Genomic DNA, 20918 nt, shown 5'->3' with positions numbered 1-20918 from the left:
GCGCGGACGTGGCGCGACATCGCGCAACGTCCGTGCAGGCTGCCGCATCGTTACAGCACCGCGACCACCTTCACCCGCCCCGGCTGCGCGGCCGCCGCGAACACCTGGCCGTCGACGCGCCGGAACGTCAGCGATACGGTCTCGTCGCCGACCCGCAGTTCGTCGATGCGCAGCCAGTCGACGCCTTCAGGCAGCGCCGGGCGTTCGACACGCACTTCGTGGCGCGCCGCGTCGACGCTCACGCCGAGACACGCCTGCAGCATCATGAACGGCGCACCGGCCGCCCACGCCTGCGGCAGGCACGCGACCGGATACGCCGTCGGCGGCTCGCCGCGCCGGCGCGGGAACCCGCAGAACAGCTCCGGCAGCCGCATCTCGAAGCTGACCGCGGCTTCGAACAGCGCGCGCAGCAGGTTCACCGCGGCCGTCTTGTCGCCGTAGCGCGCGAGTCCGCGCGCGATCAGCGCATTGTCGTGCGGCCACACCGAACCGTTGTGATAGGCCATCGGATTGAAGCGCGGCTGGCCGGCCGCGAGCGTGCGAATGCCCCAACCCGTCTGGAACAGCGTCGAGCCGAGCACGCTGGCGACCGCCGCGCCGCGCCCGGCGTCGGGCAGTCCGAACGCGAGCAGATGGCCCGCGTTCGACGCCAGCACGCGGCACAAGTCACCGTGACCGTCGAGCGCGATCCCGTAGAACTCGGACTCCGGCATCCAGAACAGTGCCTCGACCTGGTCGCGCAGCGTCTTCGCGCGCAACGCGTAGCGCGTCGCGTCAGCCGCGTGTCCGCGCCGGTGCGAGCACATCGACATCGCATCGAGCGCCGCGCACGCATACGCCTGAACTTCGACGAGCGCGATCGGGCCGTCGGGGAAGCGGCCGTCCGCGTGGAACACCGAATCGTGGCTATCCTTCCAGCCCTGGTTCGCGAGGCCGCGCTCCGACGTGCGCTGGTAATCGAGCAGCCCGTACGGATTGCGGTCGCACTTGTCGATCACCCACTGCGCGGCGCGCTCGAGCGCGGGCCACAGCTCGTCGATCAGCGCATCGTCGCCGGTGTGTTCGACGTACGCCCCCGCGAGCACGAGGAACAGCGGGGTCGTATCGACGCCACCGTAATACAGCGCGAACGGCACCTCGCCCGTCGCAGCCATCTCGCTGCGGCGGAATTCGTGCATGATCTTGCCGGGCTCCGCATCGCGGAACGCGGACGTCTCGCGCGCCTGGTGCTCCGCGAGAAAGCGCAGCACGCCGCGCGCGAGCGACGGCTGCAGCCACAGCATCTGCAGCGACGTGATCACCGCGTCGCGGCCGAACGGCGTCGAGAACCATGGAATGCCCGCATACGGATACGGCCCGGTGTCGAGCTGCGTCGTGAGCAGCCCGAGATCGGCGAGCGACCGGTCGAGCCATGCGTCGAACAGCGGATTGCTGGTGTTCACGCGCGCCATCGCCTCGCGCCGCGAACGCATCTCGCGATGCACGCCGACGAGCGCGGTGCGCAGCGCGACGCGGCCGCATCCCGGGCCTTCCCCGTCGCGCGCGGGGCCGAGCGTCGCGTCGACGGTCAGGTAGATCGACACGCACGCCTGCGCGGCGATCGTCAGCGTGTAATCTGCGCGATCGACCGAGAGAGCGTCGGGTGCCGGCGAGAAATGCACGGTCACGTTGCGCTCGACCTTGTCGAGGCCGTCGTAACGCAGCCGCACCGCACCGGCGTCGACGCGCGGCGCGGCTACCGTGCCGCGCTTCGGACGCTGCGTGCCGCGCACTTCGAACATGTCCTTGAAATCCGCCGCGAACGACAGCGACAGCGGCACCTCGGCCTCGCTCGCGCCGTAGTTCGTCAGCGTCAGCGCTTCGTGCAGCACGTCGCCCGCGAGCACGCGCATCCGTTCGATGTGGATCACGCCCTCGGGCGTCTCGCGGCCGCCGAGCGGCGGCAGCGGGCGGTTCGTCAGGTGTGCGGTAAACGACGCGTTGTCCGCGCTCGTCGCGCCCGACAGCAGCGACGGCGCACGGCCGCCGAAGGTCAAACGCCATGTCGACAGCACGCGCATGTCGTCGACGAACAGGCCGTCGTCATGGCCGCCGATGTCGCCGAGCGCATCGCTGACCACGAATGCGTCGCCGGATTTCAATACGTACTGGTTGTTGCGTGCGAGTGCCTGCGGATCGGCTTCGGGCGCGATGAACGCGGGGCCCGTCGCCTGGGTCGGGGGAACCGGCGCGACTTGCGGCGCCTGCGTCGTGGTGGCTTCGGCGTGATTCGGCATCGATGCTCCTGTGTCGAGGCGCAACGCGCGGTGCGCGTCGCGTGTTTCGCACAGGATAGGCCAGAACCGGGGGGGCGCGCAGCGACGAAAAAGACGCGGCCCCCGCGGCGTTGCCGCCGCCGCATCGGGCCGCGCACAGGCACATCAGGCGACGGTCAGAACTTCCACAGGATGTTGCCGAGCACCGCGTTGTCACGCACGCCGCTGCCGTACTGGCCGCTGAACGTGAGGCCGAGCGTCAGGCGCTTCGTGATGGTCGCGTCGATGCCCGCTTCGAGCACCGCGCTGTCGCGAGCAATCGGCACGCCCGATACCTGGAACGACGTACCGCCGTTCGCGAAGGTGAACGCCGACGACGGCTGCACGTTGCCGAACGCGTGCCGCCAGCCGACCGTCCCGCGCGCGGTGAACGTGCCGAACTGCGACGCGGCACGCACGCCGAGCGTCGAGAAACCGACGTGGGTCGTCTGGCCGCCGGCCCGCAGCGCGGCCGCACCGCCGCTTTCCGTATAGCCGTCGGTATGCAGGTTCACGTAGGCAAGACCCGCGAACGGTTCGAGCGCGACCGGCCCGACCGGCAGCGCGTAGCCGACTTCGCCGAACACCTGCGCGGAATTCGCGTTGTAGCCGGCCGAATCGTGGTCGGAGAAGCCCGCGAAGCCCGGATAGCGGTCGCTGTTGATCCGATACCACGTGTACGACGCGCCGCCGCGCACGCCGAGCGCACCGTACTGCGCGCCGCCGTACAGCGACAGGTAGTAGCTGTTGACCGACGCCGACGAACTCAGGTCGTTGTCGAGCGAGCTGTGCGTGACCCCGGCGGCCAGGCCGGCACGCCACTTGTCGTTGAGCGCCATGTCGGCACCGGCGATGAAGCCCGTCATGCTGCGGTTGATCGCCGACGTGTTGCCGTCGCCCGCGAGCCTGCTGCGGCCGCCGAATGCCTGCCCCCAGACAACCGGCTGATAAGGCGTGCCGCCATGGCAGCCGGCCCGCGAGCCGATCCGGCGTTCCGGCGGCAACGTCGGGTCGGTGACACCGGCCGTGTTGTCGCCGCACAGCGCGGCGCCGCCCGACGACAGCGCCGCGAGCGGCCCCGATCCGGGCGCGAGGCCCTGGCGCACGCGATCGGTCACGGCATCGCGCACGTAGCGGCTGTCGAGCAGCAGCATGCTCTTCAGGCTCGCCTGCAGTTCGCCGTCGAGCATCCCGTACGCCCGGCGCGCGGTGGCCGCATCGGTCGTCAGCACCGTGTCGTACAGCGGGTTGCCCGCACCGAGCGCACCGATCGCGGTCGCGACCGCGCGCTGGTTCGGCGTCGTCGCGACATCGGTCAGCGACGTGCCGTTCGCGACCAGTTGCAGGTACACGTGGTCCGGATCGTAGCTGAGCGTCGGCATCAGGAACGCGTAGTTCGAATTCACCTGACTGAACGTGCCCTGCACGCCCGACGACGCGCTGAGGATCGCGTACTTCGTGGTCGGCTGGTAGCTGGCCTGGTTCGCGAGCACCTGCACGGTGCCGCCGTTCAGCGTGGCCGTGCCGCTCGCCGCGACGCTGCCCGCCTGCTGCGGCGTGACCGCGACCAGCAGCGTCGAGCCCGGCTGGAACGTGACGTTGCCGGCGACGTTCAGCGCCGCGCCCGGCTGCGACACGGCCGCGAACGCGCCGCTCTGCACGACGAGGCCGCCGACCGTGCCGGTGCCCGTCAGCGTCGCGCCGTTCTGCACGGTCACGGTCGACTGGCCGAGCGAACCGTCGACGGCGAGCGTGCCCGCGGCGACGGTGGTGGGGCCGCTCAGCGTACTGGTGCCAGTCAGCGTCAGCTGTCCGCTGCCGGCCTGGGTCAGCGAGCCGGTGCCGGACAGCACGCTCGCGAGCGTCACGCTGGCGGACTGGTTGAAGATCAGCGCGCCGTTGTCGACGACGTTGCCGACCACGCTGCCGGACGTGCCGCCGTTGCCGAGCTGAAGCGTGCCGCCCGCCGCGATCGTCGTGCCGCCCGTGTACGTGTTGCTGCCGGTCAGCGTCTGAATGCCGGTGCCCGCGACCGTCAGGCCGCCGGTGCCGCCGATCACCCCGCCGAACGCGCCGCTGGCGGTTCCGCCCAACGTCAGCGCGTTGCCGCCGAGACTCACGTTGCTGCCGGCCACGCCCGACAGCGCACCGAGCGTTTGCGCACCCGACGCGCCGCTCAGGTCGAGCGTCGCGCCGGTGCCGGCGAGGTTCACCGTGCCGGCTGCCGCCAGGCTGCCGCCCGCCCCGAGCGCCAGCGTGCCCGCGTTGATCGTCGTGCCGCCGGTGTACGTGTTCGCGCCCGTCAGCGTCGTGGTCGCCGCGCCGTTCTTCACGAGCGCACCCGTGCCGGAGATCGCGCCGCTCAATCCGAGCGCATTGCTGCCGCCGAGCGTCAGCGTCGCGCTCGTGCCGAGAGCGACCGCATTCGTCATCGACAGGTTTGCGTTCGTATCGAGCGTGGCCGCACCGCCGACGTTCAGCGCGCCGGTACCGAGTGCCGATGCGTTGCCGAGCACCAGGCCGCCACTGTTGAGGCTCGTGCCGCCCGAATAGGTGCTCGCGCCGTTCAGCGTCTGCGTGCCGGTGCCCGCCAGCGTCAGGCTGCCGGTCCCGCCGATCGCCCCGCTGAACGTGCCGCTGCCCGTCCCGCCCAGCGTCAGCGCGTTGGCGCCGAGATTCACGTTCGTGCCGCTCACGCCCGACAGCGCGCCGAGCGTTTGCGCACCCGACGCACTGCTCAGATCGAGCGTCGCGCCCACGTTCGCGAGATTCATCGCGCCGGTCGCCGCCAGGCTGCCGCCCGCACCGATCGCCAGCGTGCCCGCATTGATCGTCGTGCCGCCCGTATAGGTGTTCGCGCCCGTCAGCGTCGTGGTCGCCGCGCCGTTCTTCACGAGCGCGCCCGTGCCGGAGATCGCGCCGCTCAATCCGAGCGCGTTGCTGCCGCCGAGCGTCAGCGTTGCGCCCGCGCCGAGATCGCCTGCGTTGGTGACCGACAGGTTCGCGTTCGTATCGAGCGTGGCCGCACCGCCGACGTTCAGCGCGCCGGTGCCGAGTGCCGCGGCGTTGCCGAGCACCAGGCTGCCACTGCTGAGGTTCGTGCCGCCCGAATAGGTGCTTGCGCCGTTCAGCGTCTGCGTGCCGGTGCCGGCCAGCGTCAGGCTGCCGGTGCCGCCGATCGCACCGCTGAACGTGCCGCCGGCCGTCCCGCCCAGCGTCAGCGTATTGGCGCCGAGATTCACGTTCGTGCCCGCCACACCGTCCAGCGCGCCGATCGACTGCGGCACCGTCGCAGCGCTCAGGTCGAGCGCCGCGCCCGCGTTCGCGAGATTCATCGCGCCGGTCGCCGCCAGGCTGCCGCCCGCGCCGATCGCCAGTGTGCCGGCGTTGATCGTCGTGCCGCCTGTATACGTGTTCGCGCCCGTCAGCGTCGTGGTCGCCGCGCCGGCCTTCACGAGCGCACCCGTGCCGGAGATCACGCCGCCCAGCACGAGTGCATTGCTGCCGCCCAGTGTGAGCGCCGTGCTCGCGCCGAGATCGATCGCGTTGCCGATCGACAGGTTCGTGATCGCATCGAGCGTCGCCGCGCCGCCGACGGTCAGCGTGCCGGAACCGAGGGCCGCGGCATTGCCGAGCGCGAGGACGCCGGCGTTCAGCGTCGTGCCGCCCGTGTAGTTGTTCGCGGCGTTCAGCGTCAGCGTCGCCGCGCCGTTCTTCACGAGCCCGCCGCCGCCTGAGATCGTGCCGCCGAGCCCGAGATCGGTGCTGCCGACCAGTGTCAGCGTCGTGCCCGTGGCAACGTTGATGCCGTTCGCGAGCGACACGTTGGCGGTCGCATCGAGCGTCGACGAGCCGTTGACGTTCACCGCGCCCAAGCCCAGCGCCGTGTTGCTGCCGACGGCCAGGTTGCCGCCGTTCAGGTTCGTGCCGCCGGTGTAGACGTTCGTGCCGGTCAGCGATTGCGTTCCGGGGCCCGACAGCGTCACGCTGCCCGCGCCGCCGATCGTGCCCGCGTAGGTCGCATTGATGGTGCCGTTGAGCGTCAGCGAAGTGCTGCCCAGGTTCACGTTCGTGCCGGCCGCTCCCGCCAGCGCGCCGATCGTCCGTGCGCCCGACGCGCCGCTCAGGTCGAACGTCGCGCCCGCGCCGGTCAGGTTCACCGTGCCGGTCGCCGCGAGGCTGCCGCCCGTACCGAGCGCGAGCGTGCCGGCGTTGATCGTCGTGTCGCCCGTGTACGTGTTCGTGCCGTTCAGCGTCAGCGTCGCCGCGCCGTCCTTCACGAGGCCGCCGGCGCCGGCGATCGCGCCGGACAGCGCAAGCGCGTTGCTGCCACCGACCGTCAGCGTCGTGCCGGTGGCGAGATTGACCGCGTTGCCGAGCGTCACGTTCGTGCTCGCGTCGAGCGACGCCGACGCGTTGACGTTCAGCGCGCCCGCGCCGAGCGCCGTGTTGCTGCCGACCACCAGGCCGCCGCCGTTCAGGTTCGTGCCCCCCGTATACGTGCTCGCACCCGACATCGTCAGCGTGCCGCCGTCGTTCTTCGTCAGTGTGCCGCTACCCGTCACCGTGCCCGACAGCGTGAGCCCGGTCGCGCCCTGCACCGTCAGCCCGCCCGCGCCGAGATCCACGTTGTTGGCGACGTTCAGCCCGGCCGTGCCCGCCTGCAGCGCGCCGCCAGTGGCCGTGACGGTGCCCGTGCCGAGCGACGCGTTGTCGTTGATGATTGCGACGCCGCCCGCGAGTGTCGCGTCCTGCGCGGTCGACGCGCCGTTGATGGTCCAGTTGCCGCTCGTGACGTCGAGATGATTGAAGTTGATGTAATTGTTGACCGCGATCGTGCCGTTCGCCGTAGCGCCCTGCTGCAGCATCAGCGTGTTGTTGCCGCCCGCGCCGCCGTCGACGACGCCGGTCGCCGCGACGCCGAGCGTGAAGGGGCCGACCGTGATGTTGAACGCGCCGCCCGTGCCGCCCGCCGTATTGACCGACGAGCCGGTGACCGCGGTGAACGTGTTCGTGCTGTTGGCGCCCATCGACACGCCGCCGTTGATCGTGCCGGAGTTGACGAACGTGTTGCCGAGCCCGGGCGTGCCGCTCGAGCCGAGCGACACGCGCCCGGTGATCGTTCCGCTGTTCGACATGTTGACCTGGCCGCCACCGTAAGCGGCAACCACGGGCGCGTCCGCGCCGGACAGCGTCGCACCGGCCAGCGGCGTGGAGCCGATCACGCCGGTGTTCGTGATGCTGGAGACGCCGCCCGTGCCGTTCTGGACCGACAGCGCCATGCCCGTCACGCCGCTGATCGCGACGCCGGTCGAGCCCATCATCGTGCCGTTGTTGGTGACGGTCGTGGTGCTCGCCGACGCATTGCCGACCACCGTGCCACTCGACAGCACGCCGAGCCCCGAGCCGAGCACCGAAGGATCGATCGTGCCGTTGTTGGTCAGCGTGACGCCGCTGCCGGTCAGCGACATCGCGGTGCCGCCGACGCCCAGCAGCACGCCGACGCTCGCGCCGGGATTGACTGTGACGTTCAGGTTGTTGGCGCTGTTTGCATAGCTCGGCGCCAGCGGATTCGCGACGCCCGAGCAGGTCACCGTGGTGCCTGCCGTGCTGCAGGTCGCGTACGCGGGAACGATGCCCGCGCCGGACAATGCCAGAAAAACCCCCGTCGGCAACAGGAATCTCGGAAACGGCTCCCCGCTCTTCTTCGAATGCGCAATGTTCATGCTTCCCCTCGTGATCGGCATGGACGCTGAATCGGACCGGCGACAGCGGAAAATCCGGGACGCAAGCGTGCCCTCCGGCGGTCGCGGAACGACGTCGGTTTATTCGTGGATGAATTATTGGTTAATCGATTCTCGTTTGAGGATGCAAAACTAACCGGATGCCATGATCGTGACCCTTGTTTTTATGCAGCGACTTTCTGGTTGATTTGATTACCGCCCCTGCTTTTGTCAGACAAGGCTATATCAAAAAAACATGGTTTTCCAGTCGATGTTTGGTTATCTGAGAAGGGTCAATAGAATGCGTATTTTTTACTTGAAGAAATGCGCAAAGTGACGGGTTTCCACGGATCTCCCGGTCACCCCGTCAAATCCGGCGCGAAGCTGCCGACGGAGCTCGATCCGTGAAAATGCCGATACTTCATAGGCGGCTGATTTTCGCGGTGCAATATAAGTGGCGGCTGCGGCAGTCGGTTCGATAATCCGGATCCATTTCATTTGCCAAATTGAAATCGCCGATTTTCAACATGCTTCCCGGCGGTTTCGGATCCGGCCCATGCAAAGGCGGCATTTGGAAATGAAAATGAAAGCCGCAAAATCGACCGAATCCCGGCCGGCACGCCGTGTTATGAAAACAGGCTCATCAGATAAAGCATCGGCCGGAACGACATGGGCCGTGCATCGGGATCGAGCCACAGGCGCAGCGCATAGATCGCGTACGCGGGCACTTCCCGCCAGCTCGAATAGATATCCCGCCACTGGAAGCTGTGCGGATACGCGGCGAAAATGTTCGCGGGCGCGATGCCGACCCGCTCGAACGCGAGGCGCGCCCGCGCGAGGTGGTAATACTGGCTGACGATCAGCACGCGCGACATCCGGTGCGCCTTCATGTACGCGCGCGCGTGCTGCGCGGTCGCGAGCGTGTTGTCGCCCTGGTCGTCGACGGCGATCCGGTCGGCCGGCACGCCGCGCGCGACCAGATAGTCGCGCATCGCGGTCGCCTCGTTCAGCCCGGGGCCGTCGATCGCGCCGCTGACGAGGAACGCCGGGCACTGCCCGGTGCGATAACAGCGCACGCCGACATCGAGCCGCGCCGCGAGCACCGGTTTCGGCGCACCGCCGTCGTCGAGCGCATTGCCGAAGATCACCGCGACGTCGGCCGGCTCGCTCGGCATCCGCATCCCGGTTCCGACGAGCACAACGGCCGCGACAATCCACAAACACGCGAACGCGGCCAGGACACGGCCGATCCGGGCCGCACGGCCCCGCTTGAAACGCTGGTTCAAAGGTATCGGACTCCTGGAGAAGTGTGCCGCCGGTTTGCACGGCACACGGCCCGGCATGCTGCCACGGCGCGCTCGCGCCTGTCCAGGTAACGAGGTCGACACGACGTGCCGAGCGTGTCCGGAGAACCCGGACGATGTTCGGCATGCAGGAAATTCGGGGTTCGAAAGGCCGGCAAGGAACGCCAATGCGCCGGCCCGGCCGGCGTCAATCCATCGGACACGTCGCGAGCCGCCCCTTCGCCTCCCCCGCGCCGCGCACCGCGCAGGTGGCCGGCTCGTCGGCGATCCGCGCAGTCAGTCCGGTCTCGTCGCGCAGCAGGCGTTCGAGGTCCGCGAGCAGCGCGCCGCCGCCCGTGAGCACCACGCCGCGATGCGCGATGTCGGTCAGGAGTTCGGCCGGCGCATTTTCCAGCACCGACTTCACCGCGCCGATCACCTGCTTGAGCGGTGCGGCCAGTGCGTCCGCCACGTCGTGGTTGGACAACTCGATCGACCGCGGCAGGCCGTCCGCGACGCCGCGCCCGATCGCGCGCGTCGACGTGCGCGGCACCGCGCTGGTTGCCGAGCCGATCGTATTCTTCACGCGCTCGGCGGTCTGCTCGCCGAGCAGCACGCCGTACAGGTTGCGCACGTGGTTGACGATCGCCGCGTCGAACTGGTTGCCGCCCACGCGGATCGCCTCGCGGTAGACGATGCCGCCGAGCGCGATCACGGCAACTTCGGTCGTCCCGCCACCGATATCGATCACCATCGAGCCGACCGGCTCGGTCACCGGCAGGCCCGCGCCGAGCCCGGCGGCGAGCGCTTCCTCGATCAGTTCGACGTCCGATACACCGGCCGCGAACGCGGCCTCGCGGATCGCGCGGCGCTCGACCGCCGTCGCGTCCGACGGCACGCACAGCGTGACCTCGACGCGGCGTCCGAAACGCGAACGCGTGCGCGACATGTCGATGAAGCGGCGGATCATCTGCTCGGCGGCGTGCGCATCGGCGATCACGCCGTGCCGCATGGGCCGCACGGCCTCCAGATGCCCCGGCTCACGGCCGAGCAGTGCCTTCGCGCGCTCGCCGACCGCTTCGAGCGTCGGTCGCGCGTCCATCGCGCCGCCCTTGCGAAAGCAGACGACCGACGGCTGGTTCAGCACCACGCCGCGCTCGTGCGTATAAATCCGCGTACTCGCCGTTCCAGGGTCGATCGCAACGGGTTGCGCAAACAACTTTCCGAACAGCGGTGTCGACATATCAAGCCTTTTTTTGAACAAACCGGCCCAAACGGCCAGGCCGCGTCTCCGCGGCGCGCTTTTACCGCCCCATCATGGACTTAGCGGCAAATCGTTCCGGTACTTTAGACAATTCCGATGATTTTTTCGCGACGAGATTGCCGAATGTGTGTTTCGGCAGGTCCGCGGCTACGCATCGGCCTCTCGCGTCGCGCTTGTAAAACACGGTAATCTCTCGGTCTTGCCTGCTCCCGGCAGGCGTCCGACGCCCGATCACGCCAGGTATTCCTCCATGACAGCGACCGCTTTTCCCCGCTGGCTCGGGGTGCGCCAACTGGGCGCAACGCTCGTTGCGCTCTGGTGCTGCACCGTTGCCGCGCAGCCCTTGCCGGCAGCCGACACCGCCCCCGGCACCGCGACGGCGGCCACTTCCGCCGCGCCGGCCGCCGCCCCCACGACGGCCGCCGCCCCCACCGCCAGGCCCGCGCCGACCTGCAACGCCGACGGCGGTCCGGCCGGCCGGCCGGCGATCGGCCTCGTGCTGTCCGGCGGCGGCGCCCGCGGGTACGCCCACCTGGGCGTGCTGAAAGTGCTCGAGGAGAACCGCATTCCGATCGATTGCATCGCCGGCACCAGCATGGGCGCCGTGGTCGGCGGCCTGTATGCGAGCGGAATGGCCGCCGACGAGATGCAGAAGCAGCTGTCGGAGGTGAACCTGGCCGACATCGCGTTCGACGTGACCGACCGCGCGGACCTGCCGCAAAGCAGCCGCGAGGACGAGCGACTGTACATCAACAGCCTTACACTGGGCTTCGGCAAGAAAGGCGTGAAGGCGCCGGTCGGCCTCGTGCAGGGCAACCGGCTGCAAGCGCTGCTCGCGAACTGGACGGCCGCCGTGCCGACCAATCAGCCGTTCGACCAGTTGCCGATCCCGTATCGCGCGGTCGCAACCGATCTGCAGACGGGCCAGATGGTCGTGCTGGACCGCGGCTCGCTGCCGCTCGCGATCCGCGCGAGCATGGCGATGCCCGGCCTGTTCGCACCGGCCGAGATCAACGGCCGCGCGCTCGTCGACGGCGGCCTCGTGAGCAACCTGCCGGTCGACACCGCGCGGCAGATGGGTGCGAAGGTCGTGATCGCCGTCGACATCGGCTCGCCGCTGCGCCCGCTCGACGCGCTCGCGTCGCCGGCCGACGTGATGCAGCAGATGGTCGGCATCCTGATCCGCCAGAACGTGACGTTGCAGCGCAAGCAACTCGCCGCGCAGGATGTGCTGCTCACGCCCGACCTCGGCGCGCTCGCGTTCACCGATTTCCAGAACGCGAAGCAGGCGATCGCCGCCGGCGCGGCCGCCGCGACCGCGGCGCTCCCGCGGCTCAGGCACTTCGCGCTCACGCCGGAACAGTACGCGGCCTACCGGTCCGCGCATGCGCAGCCGCTGCCGCCGCCGATCCGCATCACGCGGGTCGAGATCAAGACGACCGGCGGCGTGCCGAAGCGCGTCGTCAGCGACGCGCTGCACGTGAAACCGGGCGACACCTACGATCCGGCGACCGTCAGCCAGGACCTGCTCGGGCTGACGACCGGCGGCAATTTCGAGAGCGTGACGCAGCAGATCGTGAGCCACGGCGACGAGAATGTGCTCGAGATCGATGCGCGGGAGAAATACTGGGGGCCGAATTTCCTGCTGTTCGGCGTCGGGATGTCGAGCAGCTCGACCGACGAGGGCGGCTTCCGCCTGCACATCGGCTACCGGCGGCCGTGGCTCACCGAATCGGGCCTCGAGTTCCGCGCGGACACGACGATCGGCAGCGATCTGCAGTCGGCGCGCGTCGAATTGCGCCAGCCGTTGCCGGCCGCATACGGCTTGTACATTTCGCCCTACGCGGAATATCAGCGCCGCTACGTGAACCTGTACGACAACAGCGGCGAGGTGAAGCTGAATCAGTACTTGATGCAGACGGCGCGCACCGGGCTCGACTTCGGCCTGCCGATCGCCCGGCTCGGCGACTTCCGGATGGGTATCGGCTACGCGACCGGGCACGGCTCGCCGAACTACAACCTGCCGTTCCCGTTCGATGACGGCAGCTCGACGCTGATATGGCCGAGCTTCACGTCGCAGGCGCTGACCGCGCGGGCGCGGCTCGTCATCGATCAGCTCGACGATCCGATGTTCCCGCGCCGCGGCTACTACGGCGAATTCCGTGTCGAACGGTCGCTGTGGTCGCACAACAGCCAGTCCGCGGAGGACCTCGCCGATACGTCGAACACGCCTTACACCGAGCTCTACGGCAAGGCGATGATCGCGCAGCAGTTCGGCCGGCACAGCGTCAGCGCAACGATCGAGGGCGGCAAGAGCATCGGCGGCACCAACCTGATCAACGCGTTCAACTTCACGCTCGGCGGGTTCCAGCATCTGGCCGCGTATGCGGCCGACCAGCTGACCGGCAATGAACTCGCGTACGGTAACGTGACGTACATGAACCAGCTGATGACGTTCAACGCGTCCCCGATCAAGGCGCTGTCGGTCGGCGCCAGCGCGGAAGTCGGCAATGTGTGGACGAGCGGCGTGAAGGTCGGCGGCGGCACGCTCAAGCAGAGCTACACGTTCTTCACGAGCCTGTCGACCGCATTCGGTCCGCTGTACATGGGTGTCGCGCTCGCGCCGGGCGGCCGGCGCAACATCTACCTGCAGCTCGGCCGCACGTACTGACGGCGCTCAGATCGGCCAGCTGATCTCGAAACGCGCGCCGCCGAGTTCGACCGGATCCACTACCGCGATCCGGCCGTTGTGCGCGTGGAGCACCTGCCGCGTGATCGCGAGGCCGAGCCCGTAGCCGCCGGTGCGGCGGTCGAGGCGCACGAACGCGTCGAAGATCCGCTCGCGCTCGCTCTCCGGCACGCCCGGGCCGTCGTCCTCGACGAAGATCGCGATGTTGCCGTGCTCGAGCGCGATCCCGACGACGATCCGCGACGCCGCATATTTGCTCGCGTTGCGCAGCAGGTTGCGCATCGCGTACGACATCAGCCGCCGGTCCATCTTCACGCGCAGGTCCGACGCGATCGCGATGCGCGACTCGATCGCACGCTCCGGATACAGCAGCTGCGCGTCGCTGACCTGGTGCTCGAACCACGCGACCGGCGCGGTCAGTTCGAGGTTCGACTGCAGCGAGCTGTATTCGAGCCGCGCATACGTGAGGCTCATGTCGATCAGCTCCTCGAGCTCGGTCACGTCCTGCGCGATGCTCTCCAGCGCACCGTGGTATTCGGCGGCGGAGCCCGGTTCGCGCAGCATCTCGAGCGCGAAGCGCACGCGCGCGAGCGGCGTGCGCAGCTCGTGCGAGATCCCGTTCGTCAGGTCGCGCTGCGCCGCGATCAGCCGCTCCATGCGCATCGCGAGCGCATTCAGCGTGCGCGCGAGCGGGCCGATGATCACGCTGTGCGACTCCCGCGCGCGCGTGTTGAAGCGGCCGCCGGTGAAGTCGATCGCGCGCTCGCGCACCATCACGAGATCCGACCAGACCGGCCGCATCCACCGATATGCGGCGAGCGCGGGCGCTGCGAACACGAACGCCAGCACGATCCAGATGTCGCCCGGCAGCGCGTCGAACGCGTGCCACACGACTTCCGGCGACAGCACGACGCACAGCGCGAGCGCCGGCACGAGCGCGGTCAGCAGCACGAGGCCGAGCAGATGCAGGTAGGTCCGCACGTACAGGCGCGACCAGCTCGGAATGCGGTCGGCGCGCGTGTCGGTCCACGCGCGGCGGAAATGCAGCCAGCGCCATCTGACATAGCGCGGCGCCGAAAGCGGCGCTGCATCGGGGTGCGAACGGGTGCGTCGGATCATCGCGGCTTCCGGCTATCGTGCGATGCGAGGATGCGGCGGCCGACGGCGTCGTGCCGGGCCGGCGTCATTCCCACGCATGCTTGCTGAACTGGTAACCCTTGCTGCGGATCGTCTTGATCCGCTGCGGGTTGCCCGCATCGTCATGCAGCTTGCGGCGCAGCTTCGAGATGCGCCCGTCGATCGTGCGGTCGAGACCGTCGAACTCGACGCCGCGCAGCTGCAGCATCAGGTCGTCACGGCTGACGACTTCTCCCGCATGGCACACCAGCACCCACAGCAGGTCGAACTCGGCCGACGTGAGGTCCGGCGAGCCGCCGCCCGGCAGCACGACCGAACGGTCGGTGCGGTCGATCGAGAACTGGCCGAACGTGTAGCGCTCCGGCTGCGGCGCGGCACCCTCGGCCGCGCGCGCGGGGACGCGGCGCAGTTGCGCCTTGATCCGCGCGAGCAGGATGCGCGGCTCGACCGGCTTGTGCACGTAGTCGTCGGCGCCGAATTCGAGGCCGAGCAGTTCGTCGAACGGCTCGTCGCGCGCCGTCACCATGATGATCACGCCGTCGTACGCCTTGCGCGCCTCGCGGCAGATCTCGAAGCCGTCCTTGCCCGGCAGGTTCACGTCGAGAATGACGAGATCCGGGCGCGTGGACAGGATCGCCGGGACGGCGGCGTCACCGTGCAGCACAGTGTCGACTTCATAGTCGTTCTTGCGCAGGTAGCCGGCGATCAGTGTGGACAGGCGGGTGTCGTCTTCGACGAGCAGGATGCGAAAAGACATGGGCAACGGTCGGATCGTACGGGGAAACCGCGGCGGCGGCAGGCCTGCGCCGGCTGCCGGCCATCGGTCGAAACGTACCGCATGATACTGCGCCCACCGATTGCCCGTTTGAAGATCTGGAGAATAAGGGCGCGATGGTCGCCGCGCTTGACGAATCGGCGCCGAAACGGTTCCATACGGGCTCTCCGAAAACCGGGCCGCGCGCCCGCCCTGCCTCACACACGATGAATTACCAGTCGATCCTCGAACGCATCCATGCCGAACTCGCCCCCTGGATCGGCCAGGGACGTGTCGCCGACTACATTCCCGAGCTCGCTAAAGTGCCCGCCGACAAGTTCGGGATGGCCGTCGTGACGCTGGACGGAAACGTTTACACCGTCGGCGACGCGCAGGAGCGCTTCTCGATCCAGAGCATCTCGAAGCTGTTCGCTTGCACGCTCGCGTTCCAGCTGCTGGGCGATGCGCTGTGGGAGCGGGTCGGCCGCGAGCCGTCCGGCACCGCGTTCAATTCGCTCGTTCAGCTCGAAAGCGAGCGCGGCAAGCCGCGCAACCCGTTCATCAACGCCGGCGCGCTGGTCGTCACCGACGTGCTGTGCCGCCGCTTCGTCAAGGCCGAGACGGCGCTCGTCGAGTTCGTGCGGCGGCTGATCGGCGCGACCGACCTCGACTACGATTCGCGCGTCGCGCTCTCGGAACTGCAGCACGCGGAACGCAACCGCGCGATGGCGCATTTCATGGCGAGCTTCGGGAACATGCAGATGCCGCCCGACACGGTGGTGGACGCGTATTGCCGCCAGTGTGCGATCACGATGAACTGCGTCGAGCTTGCGCAAGCGGCGCTGTTTCTCGCGAACGGCGGAGTCGCGCCCGTCACTGGCGAGCGGGTCGTCGATGCGAGTTCGGCGAAGCGGTTGTCGGCGCTGATGTTGACCTGTGGCACCTACGACGCGGCGGGCGACTTCGTTTATCGCGTCGGCTTGCCTGCCAAGAGCGGTGTCGGCGGCGGGATCGTCGCGGTGCTGCCGGGTGACATGGCCGTGTGCGTATGGGCGCCGGGGCTCGATGCGAACGGGAACTCGCTGGCGGGGACGCTGGCGCTGGAATGGTTGACGACTTATACGGGAAGGTCGATTTTTTGAAGGTGCGAGGTTGGGCGCGCGTCGGCAGGCACGACGGCGGCAGGTGAATATCGGCTCGTGCCGGCGCGCTCAACGGGGAATTCGGCTATCGGCAGCAATCGACCGAGGTTGCGTAAAAACGCGTTCGATCACCCAGGCTGAGTCAACCCGTTCCGATGAGAGGCGACGATGGGGCGTTTTGTCGAAGGCGAAGACCGTAATATTGGTCGCGTCGCGACTGAAATGAGCTTGCACATCCTGTGCCTATAACTTCAGGCGCGTCATCAAGATCCTCAGTTTCGAAAAAGGAATGAACTCGATGAAGCTGGTCGGCGTGTGAGTCCACGTGCCGGCACCGCTGACCGTATTGACCGAGTTCCGGCACGCTTGCATCGGAATGGTTGACGACGTATAACGAGCGATCGATTTTCTGAGACACCGAAATGACTCATGGGAGAGCATCAGTCATGCAACCGGAACACGCTTCAGATCTCGCAACGACTCGCCACGCACACGCGGAAGGCCGCACGCACACACCGATTCCGCCGATCGTGCCGGCAAAAACCGCACTGGTCGTGATGCACTACCAGACCGACATTCTCGGTCTCTTTCCATCGGTCGCCCCTACCCTGCTCGCCAACACGCGCAAGCTGTGCGATGCAGCCCGGGCGGGCGGCGTCCACGTGTGTTTCGCCAATCTCCGTTTCACCCCGGGCTATCCGGAGGTCAGTCCACGCAACAAGAACGGCCAAGGGATCAAGCAGCTCGGCCTCTTCGTCGACGACGGCCCATGCCCGGAACTCGGACGGCTGGACCACGAGCCGCTGACCGTCGCGCATCGCGCGAGCGTGTTCTTCCGCACCGACCTGCAGTCACGGCTCGTCGCGCAGGGCATCGACACGCTGATCCTCGTCGGAATTGCGTCGACCGGCGTCGTGCTGTCGTCGGTTGCGCACGCAAGCGATGCGGATTTCCGGCTGTATACGGTGAAGGACTGCTGCTACGATCCGGATCAGGTCGTGCACGAGCATCTGTTCGCGACGGCGTTCGAGACGCGCACGACAGTGCTGTCGCTCGCCGACGCACTGCTGCTGCTCGCATAGACGTGCAACACCCGCGCCACGCCGGCCGGAACGCTTCCGACCGGCGCATCCCGCGCAACTTCGCGCGTTACTTCGCGATATACACGCCCGACGTCGGGCACGTCCCCTGCGTATTCCCGTCCGTCACGAGCGAGGCCGCGCTCGGAAACTGCGTGGTCGCATTCGTCTTGACCGCGATCCACGCTTCCGTGAAATAGCTGACGCCGTTGGTCTTCGTGCACTTCAGCGACACCGCGCTGCGCGTATTGCTCCCGAACGCGCCTTCGAACGCGGACAGCAGCTGGTTGCGCGTCACGGTCTTGCCCGCGTTCGCCTGCAGGAACGCGTTGAACGACGTGTTGCCGAGCCGGCTGACCATGCCGGCCGCCTCGTTCCAGTATGCGTCCGGCGATGCCGAATTCGAGCAGGTGCCATGCTTGAACCATTCGTGCTTGTCAAGGCACGACGCCACGCCCGGCATGTAGGTTGACAGCGTGTTGCGCGTCGCGGTGCTGACCGGATACGCATCCATGCTGCACCACTGGTGCGCGTTGTCGAGATCGACGTCGCTCTGCGGCACGCCGCAGTAGAACGGCTGGTTGCCGTCGTACCTGTTCGGCCACAGGCCGTGCAGCGACAGGCTCGTCGCCGCGTACGTGCCGGCGAGGTTCGTACACTCCGGCGTGTCGTGCGACGCGCAGAAGCCGGGCTCCCACGAAGCAGCGAGCAACAGGTAGTCGTAGCTGGTCTGCGCGACGGCGTGCAGCGAGGCGGATGCGACGGCGAGTGCGGCCGCGGCGCGGGCGAGCGTCTTGAGCATGGCGTTTCCTCGGAAAAGGCTTGCGGTCGCGGGATGCGCCGCAAGATTGTCGAATGTCTGCCCGCGATTGTTGTCCGCGCAACGTGGCATCAATATGAAGGTTGACGAAGGAATTCGTCGCGCAACGCCGAGCCCGTTATCGGCGGCACCGATCCCGACGCTCACCTTCTTGCGCCTGCGACGCCGGCCTGCCCTGTCGCCATCATCATCCTGCAACGGAGCATCCCCAGGATGACGGCCACCCGGCCAGACAAGCCATACCGCGTCGAGATCAGGAACGGGCGAAGCTTCACACGGGAATCAGGATGCGGAATGCGCTCGTGGCGTTCATTGTTGTTCGCCAGGCAAGTTCCGATAGCGGGCCACGACGCCGGATCGTCCGGCGGCGGCGCCTGTCGCGCCCGGCCCTCGTCCGGCGCCGCGCGATTATTTCACCGACGCGGCTTCCGATTCACCCGGTGACAGTGCCGCGCTGTCCTGCGCTCGCCATGCGCGGCGCGACGCCATGATCGCCTTCACGGCCGAGCGCGCGACCTTCCACCACGCGAACGGCCGCGGATCGGCGAGCATGCTGAGCGCGCGCGCATAGTCGAGCGTGAGGCCGGGCGTCCAGGCCATCGTCACCGCACGCTTGCGGATCTGCGCGGCGACCCACAGCTCGGGCGTGAGCAGCAGCCGGATGAATGCGCCCCACCCGGCACGCGTGCCCCTGAGCCGCCACACCGCGCCGTCGAGTGCCGCTTCGAGCGCGTTCGAGACGGTGCTCGAGCAGTTGCGGTGCGTGAGGTTGTACGTGACGGTCTGCCGATACGACGACCAGAATGCGGCCAGCTTCGCCGGATCGTAATTGCGGATCCGCACGCGCACGGTCGACGGACACCACGCTTTCGACTCGGTCGCATAGTCGGGCTGGAACAGGCCCGGCACGTCGTTCTCGCGCGTCGCGCGCAGAATCCGCGTGAATTCGTCCGGAGAACGATCGATTTCCACCGCCGGATAGAGGCTGATGTAGATGCCCTCGGGCGACTCCAGCGCCGCATGGCCAGTGGAGATCACGCCGTTGACGTCCACCGCCGCGATGTAGCGGTCGATCACCGGATAGCGCTGGGCTTCGGCCTTCGACGTGCCGGTCGGCGTCCACACGTGCACGGTCAGCGCGTGCTCGTGGTCGGCCGGCGGGCCGTCCCATTCCGATTGCGTGAAGCGCGGGATGTCGGGCGCCGCGTCGATGTCGGGCACGATCGACGGCGCCGGCGATGTGACGAACGCGGGATTGCGCGTCAGCCGCCGCACGCGCGCGGCAAGGCTCAGCATGTGCATCCCGCCAAACATCAGCAGCAGGCCGAGGCAGTACGGCACGGTACCCACATAGTGGGTTGGATACGGCTGATAGAAGAAGACAGCCAGCAGGATCTCGACGACGCCCCACGCGAATGCAACGTTCCAGCGCCGGTAACGCACCATCCATGCGGACGTGCACTGCAGCAGCCCGTCGACGAGGAACAGCGTGCCGAAGATCATCGACAAAAGGAAGTGGCCGTGATGATGGCCCGCGAACACGAGCCCGGCGGCCACGACGACCGCGATGCCCTTCACGTAGCGCAGGATGCGCTGCCCGCCGACGCCGCTGCCAGCCACCGCGAGCGTCGCGAGCCCCTCGATCAGGAACAGCCAGGCGAACAGTTCGATCGGAAAATGCAGCGCACCGTCGAGCGCGTCGACGAAGATGCCGACGCCCGCGACGACCCACAGCCAGCCCAGCACGGTCAGCCCGCGCGAGCGCGTTCGCAGATATTCGATGCCCAGCAGCAGCAAGACCAGTCGTACCATGGCGCCCTCGTATGATTTTTCGGGATACGCGCTGGCCACGTGTCCCGCGTCGTGCCGACCGCGCATTCGTGCGATGCGGAAGTCGGAAGCCAGAGCTGACCGGCGCATCATGTTTCAACATGAACAATGACAGCCGGCGCGCTCCGCTTTCGCCGAATAATAAGATATGGAGGAGCCGGTTGAAAGCCTGGCGAAAACAATTCCGGTGAGTCCTGACGCCCGACGTCAAGCTCGTCGTGATCCAGGCATCCCCGGAACAACGGCCTACTGATCCATTTCGCAACGCGGCGCCAGCGCGGCCCGCATCCCGAACGGAGCACGAACATGCCCGCCTCACCGCTTCACACCCCGCCGCTCGGCCCGCAACTCAAGCGTTGGCGCGCGCTGCATCGCGTGAAGCAGAGCCACGCGGCCGAGTTGTTCGGCGTCGCGCAATCGACGATTTCGCGCTGGGAAGCCGGCATCCAGCAGATGTCGCCCGACGAGCGCGCGATGGCCGAGCGGCTGCTTGCCGCGCGCCTGGATTCAGCGGGCGACCACGCACTCGCCCGGCTGATCGCGAGCAGCACGGCCCGCATGCATCTCGTGTGCGACCTCACGCACCGCCTGCTCGCCTGCTCGCCATCGCGCGCGGCCGAGTTCTCGCGGCCGCTGCCGACGTTGCTCGGCACATCGCTGTGGCGCTACGCGACGCCGGAAATCGTCCGCATGGAAGCCGCGCTCGACCCGCTTGGCTGGCACGATCGCGCGGGGCCGCCGAGCGTCGAATTCGCGACTGGCGCAAATGCATCGCGCGTCGTGCCGATCCGCGGCAGCACCTGCCGATGGACACGGATGACGCTGTCGGACGGCTCCGCCGCGCGGCTCGTCGAAACGTTGTAGCAAGCGCGGCGCGCATATTTCATGCGTGGACGCATCGCG

General features: G+C 68.1%; 12 protein-coding genes. 4 read left to right on the top strand and 8 right to left on the bottom strand.

What is annotated here, in order from left to right:
• Positions 1 to 50: 50 nt before the first annotated feature.
• From BTE28158_RS06100 to BTE28158_RS06085, 4 genes are all read right to left on the bottom strand, one after another.
• Positions 51 to 2276, bottom strand: a complete 2226-nt coding sequence (locus BTE28158_RS06100; protein ID WP_151050954.1) for an amylo-alpha-1,6-glucosidase — start codon at positions 2274 to 2276, stop codon at positions 51 to 53.
• 155 nt (positions 2277 to 2431) lie between these two features.
• Complete coding sequence (locus BTE28158_RS06095; RefSeq protein WP_151050952.1) at positions 2432 to 8020, bottom strand: autotransporter domain-containing protein; 5589 nt, start codon at positions 8018 to 8020, stop codon at positions 2432 to 2434.
• A gap of 623 nt (positions 8021 to 8643) precedes the next feature.
• Positions 8644 to 9303, bottom strand: a complete 660-nt coding sequence (locus BTE28158_RS06090; protein ID WP_151050950.1) for a YdcF family protein — start codon at positions 9301 to 9303, stop codon at positions 8644 to 8646.
• A 205-nt stretch (positions 9304 to 9508) separates the two neighbouring features.
• Positions 9509 to 10543 carry a rod shape-determining protein gene (locus BTE28158_RS06085; RefSeq protein ID WP_151050948.1) on the bottom strand — a complete coding sequence of 345 codons (1035 nt, stop codon included), beginning with the start codon at positions 10541 to 10543 and terminating at the stop codon, positions 9509 to 9511.
• 271 nt (positions 10544 to 10814) lie between these two features.
• Between BTE28158_RS06085 and BTE28158_RS06080 the strand changes: the two genes are divergently transcribed.
• Positions 10815 to 13235, top strand: coding sequence for a patatin-like phospholipase family protein (locus BTE28158_RS06080; RefSeq protein ID WP_174919746.1), 2421 nt, complete (start codon positions 10815 to 10817; stop codon positions 13233 to 13235).
• 6 nt (positions 13236 to 13241) lie between these two features.
• On the opposite strand, the gene BTE28158_RS06075 is transcribed toward BTE28158_RS06080, so the two are convergent.
• Both BTE28158_RS06075 and BTE28158_RS06070 read right to left on the bottom strand, forming a co-directional pair.
• Positions 13242 to 14372, bottom strand: coding sequence for an ATP-binding protein (locus tag BTE28158_RS06075; protein ID WP_059600167.1), 1131 nt, complete (start codon positions 14370 to 14372; stop codon positions 13242 to 13244).
• A 64-nt stretch (positions 14373 to 14436) separates the two neighbouring features.
• Positions 14437 to 15147, bottom strand: a complete 711-nt coding sequence (locus BTE28158_RS06070) for a response regulator (protein WP_059600168.1) — start codon at positions 15145 to 15147, stop codon at positions 14437 to 14439.
• Positions 15148 to 15371: 224 nt separating this feature from the next.
• Between BTE28158_RS06070 and BTE28158_RS06065 the strand changes: the two genes are divergently transcribed.
• Complete coding sequence (locus tag BTE28158_RS06065) at positions 15372 to 16286, top strand: glutaminase (protein ID WP_059600329.1); 915 nt, start codon at positions 15372 to 15374, stop codon at positions 16284 to 16286.
• 446 nt (positions 16287 to 16732) lie between these two features.
• Positions 16733 to 17368 carry a cysteine hydrolase family protein gene (locus BTE28158_RS06060; protein ID WP_151050240.1) on the top strand — a complete coding sequence of 212 codons (636 nt, stop codon included), beginning with the start codon at positions 16733 to 16735 and terminating at the stop codon, positions 17366 to 17368.
• Between the two features lie 67 nt (positions 17369 to 17435).
• Here the strand turns inward: BTE28158_RS06060 and BTE28158_RS06055 are convergent, their stop codons facing one another.
• Both BTE28158_RS06055 and BTE28158_RS06050 read right to left on the bottom strand, forming a co-directional pair.
• Complete coding sequence (locus tag BTE28158_RS06055; protein WP_124622007.1) at positions 17436 to 18167, bottom strand: ribonuclease T2; 732 nt, start codon at positions 18165 to 18167, stop codon at positions 17436 to 17438.
• A 426-nt stretch (positions 18168 to 18593) separates the two neighbouring features.
• Positions 18594 to 19997 (bottom strand): HdeD family acid-resistance protein, encoded by a 1404-nt coding sequence (locus BTE28158_RS06050; protein ID WP_151050242.1) that lies wholly within the window; start codon positions 19995 to 19997, stop codon positions 18594 to 18596.
• A gap of 324 nt (positions 19998 to 20321) precedes the next feature.
• On the opposite strand from BTE28158_RS06050, the gene BTE28158_RS06045 reads away from it, so the two are divergent.
• Positions 20322 to 20879, top strand: a complete 558-nt coding sequence (locus tag BTE28158_RS06045) for a helix-turn-helix domain-containing protein (protein WP_151050244.1) — start codon at positions 20322 to 20324, stop codon at positions 20877 to 20879.
• Positions 20880 to 20918: the final 39 nt, after the last annotated feature.

The organism is Burkholderia diffusa (genome assembly GCF_902499115.1).
Classification (GTDB): domain Bacteria; phylum Pseudomonadota; class Gammaproteobacteria; order Burkholderiales; family Burkholderiaceae; genus Burkholderia; species Burkholderia diffusa.
This window is presented reverse-complemented; position numbering and strand designations above follow the sequence as displayed.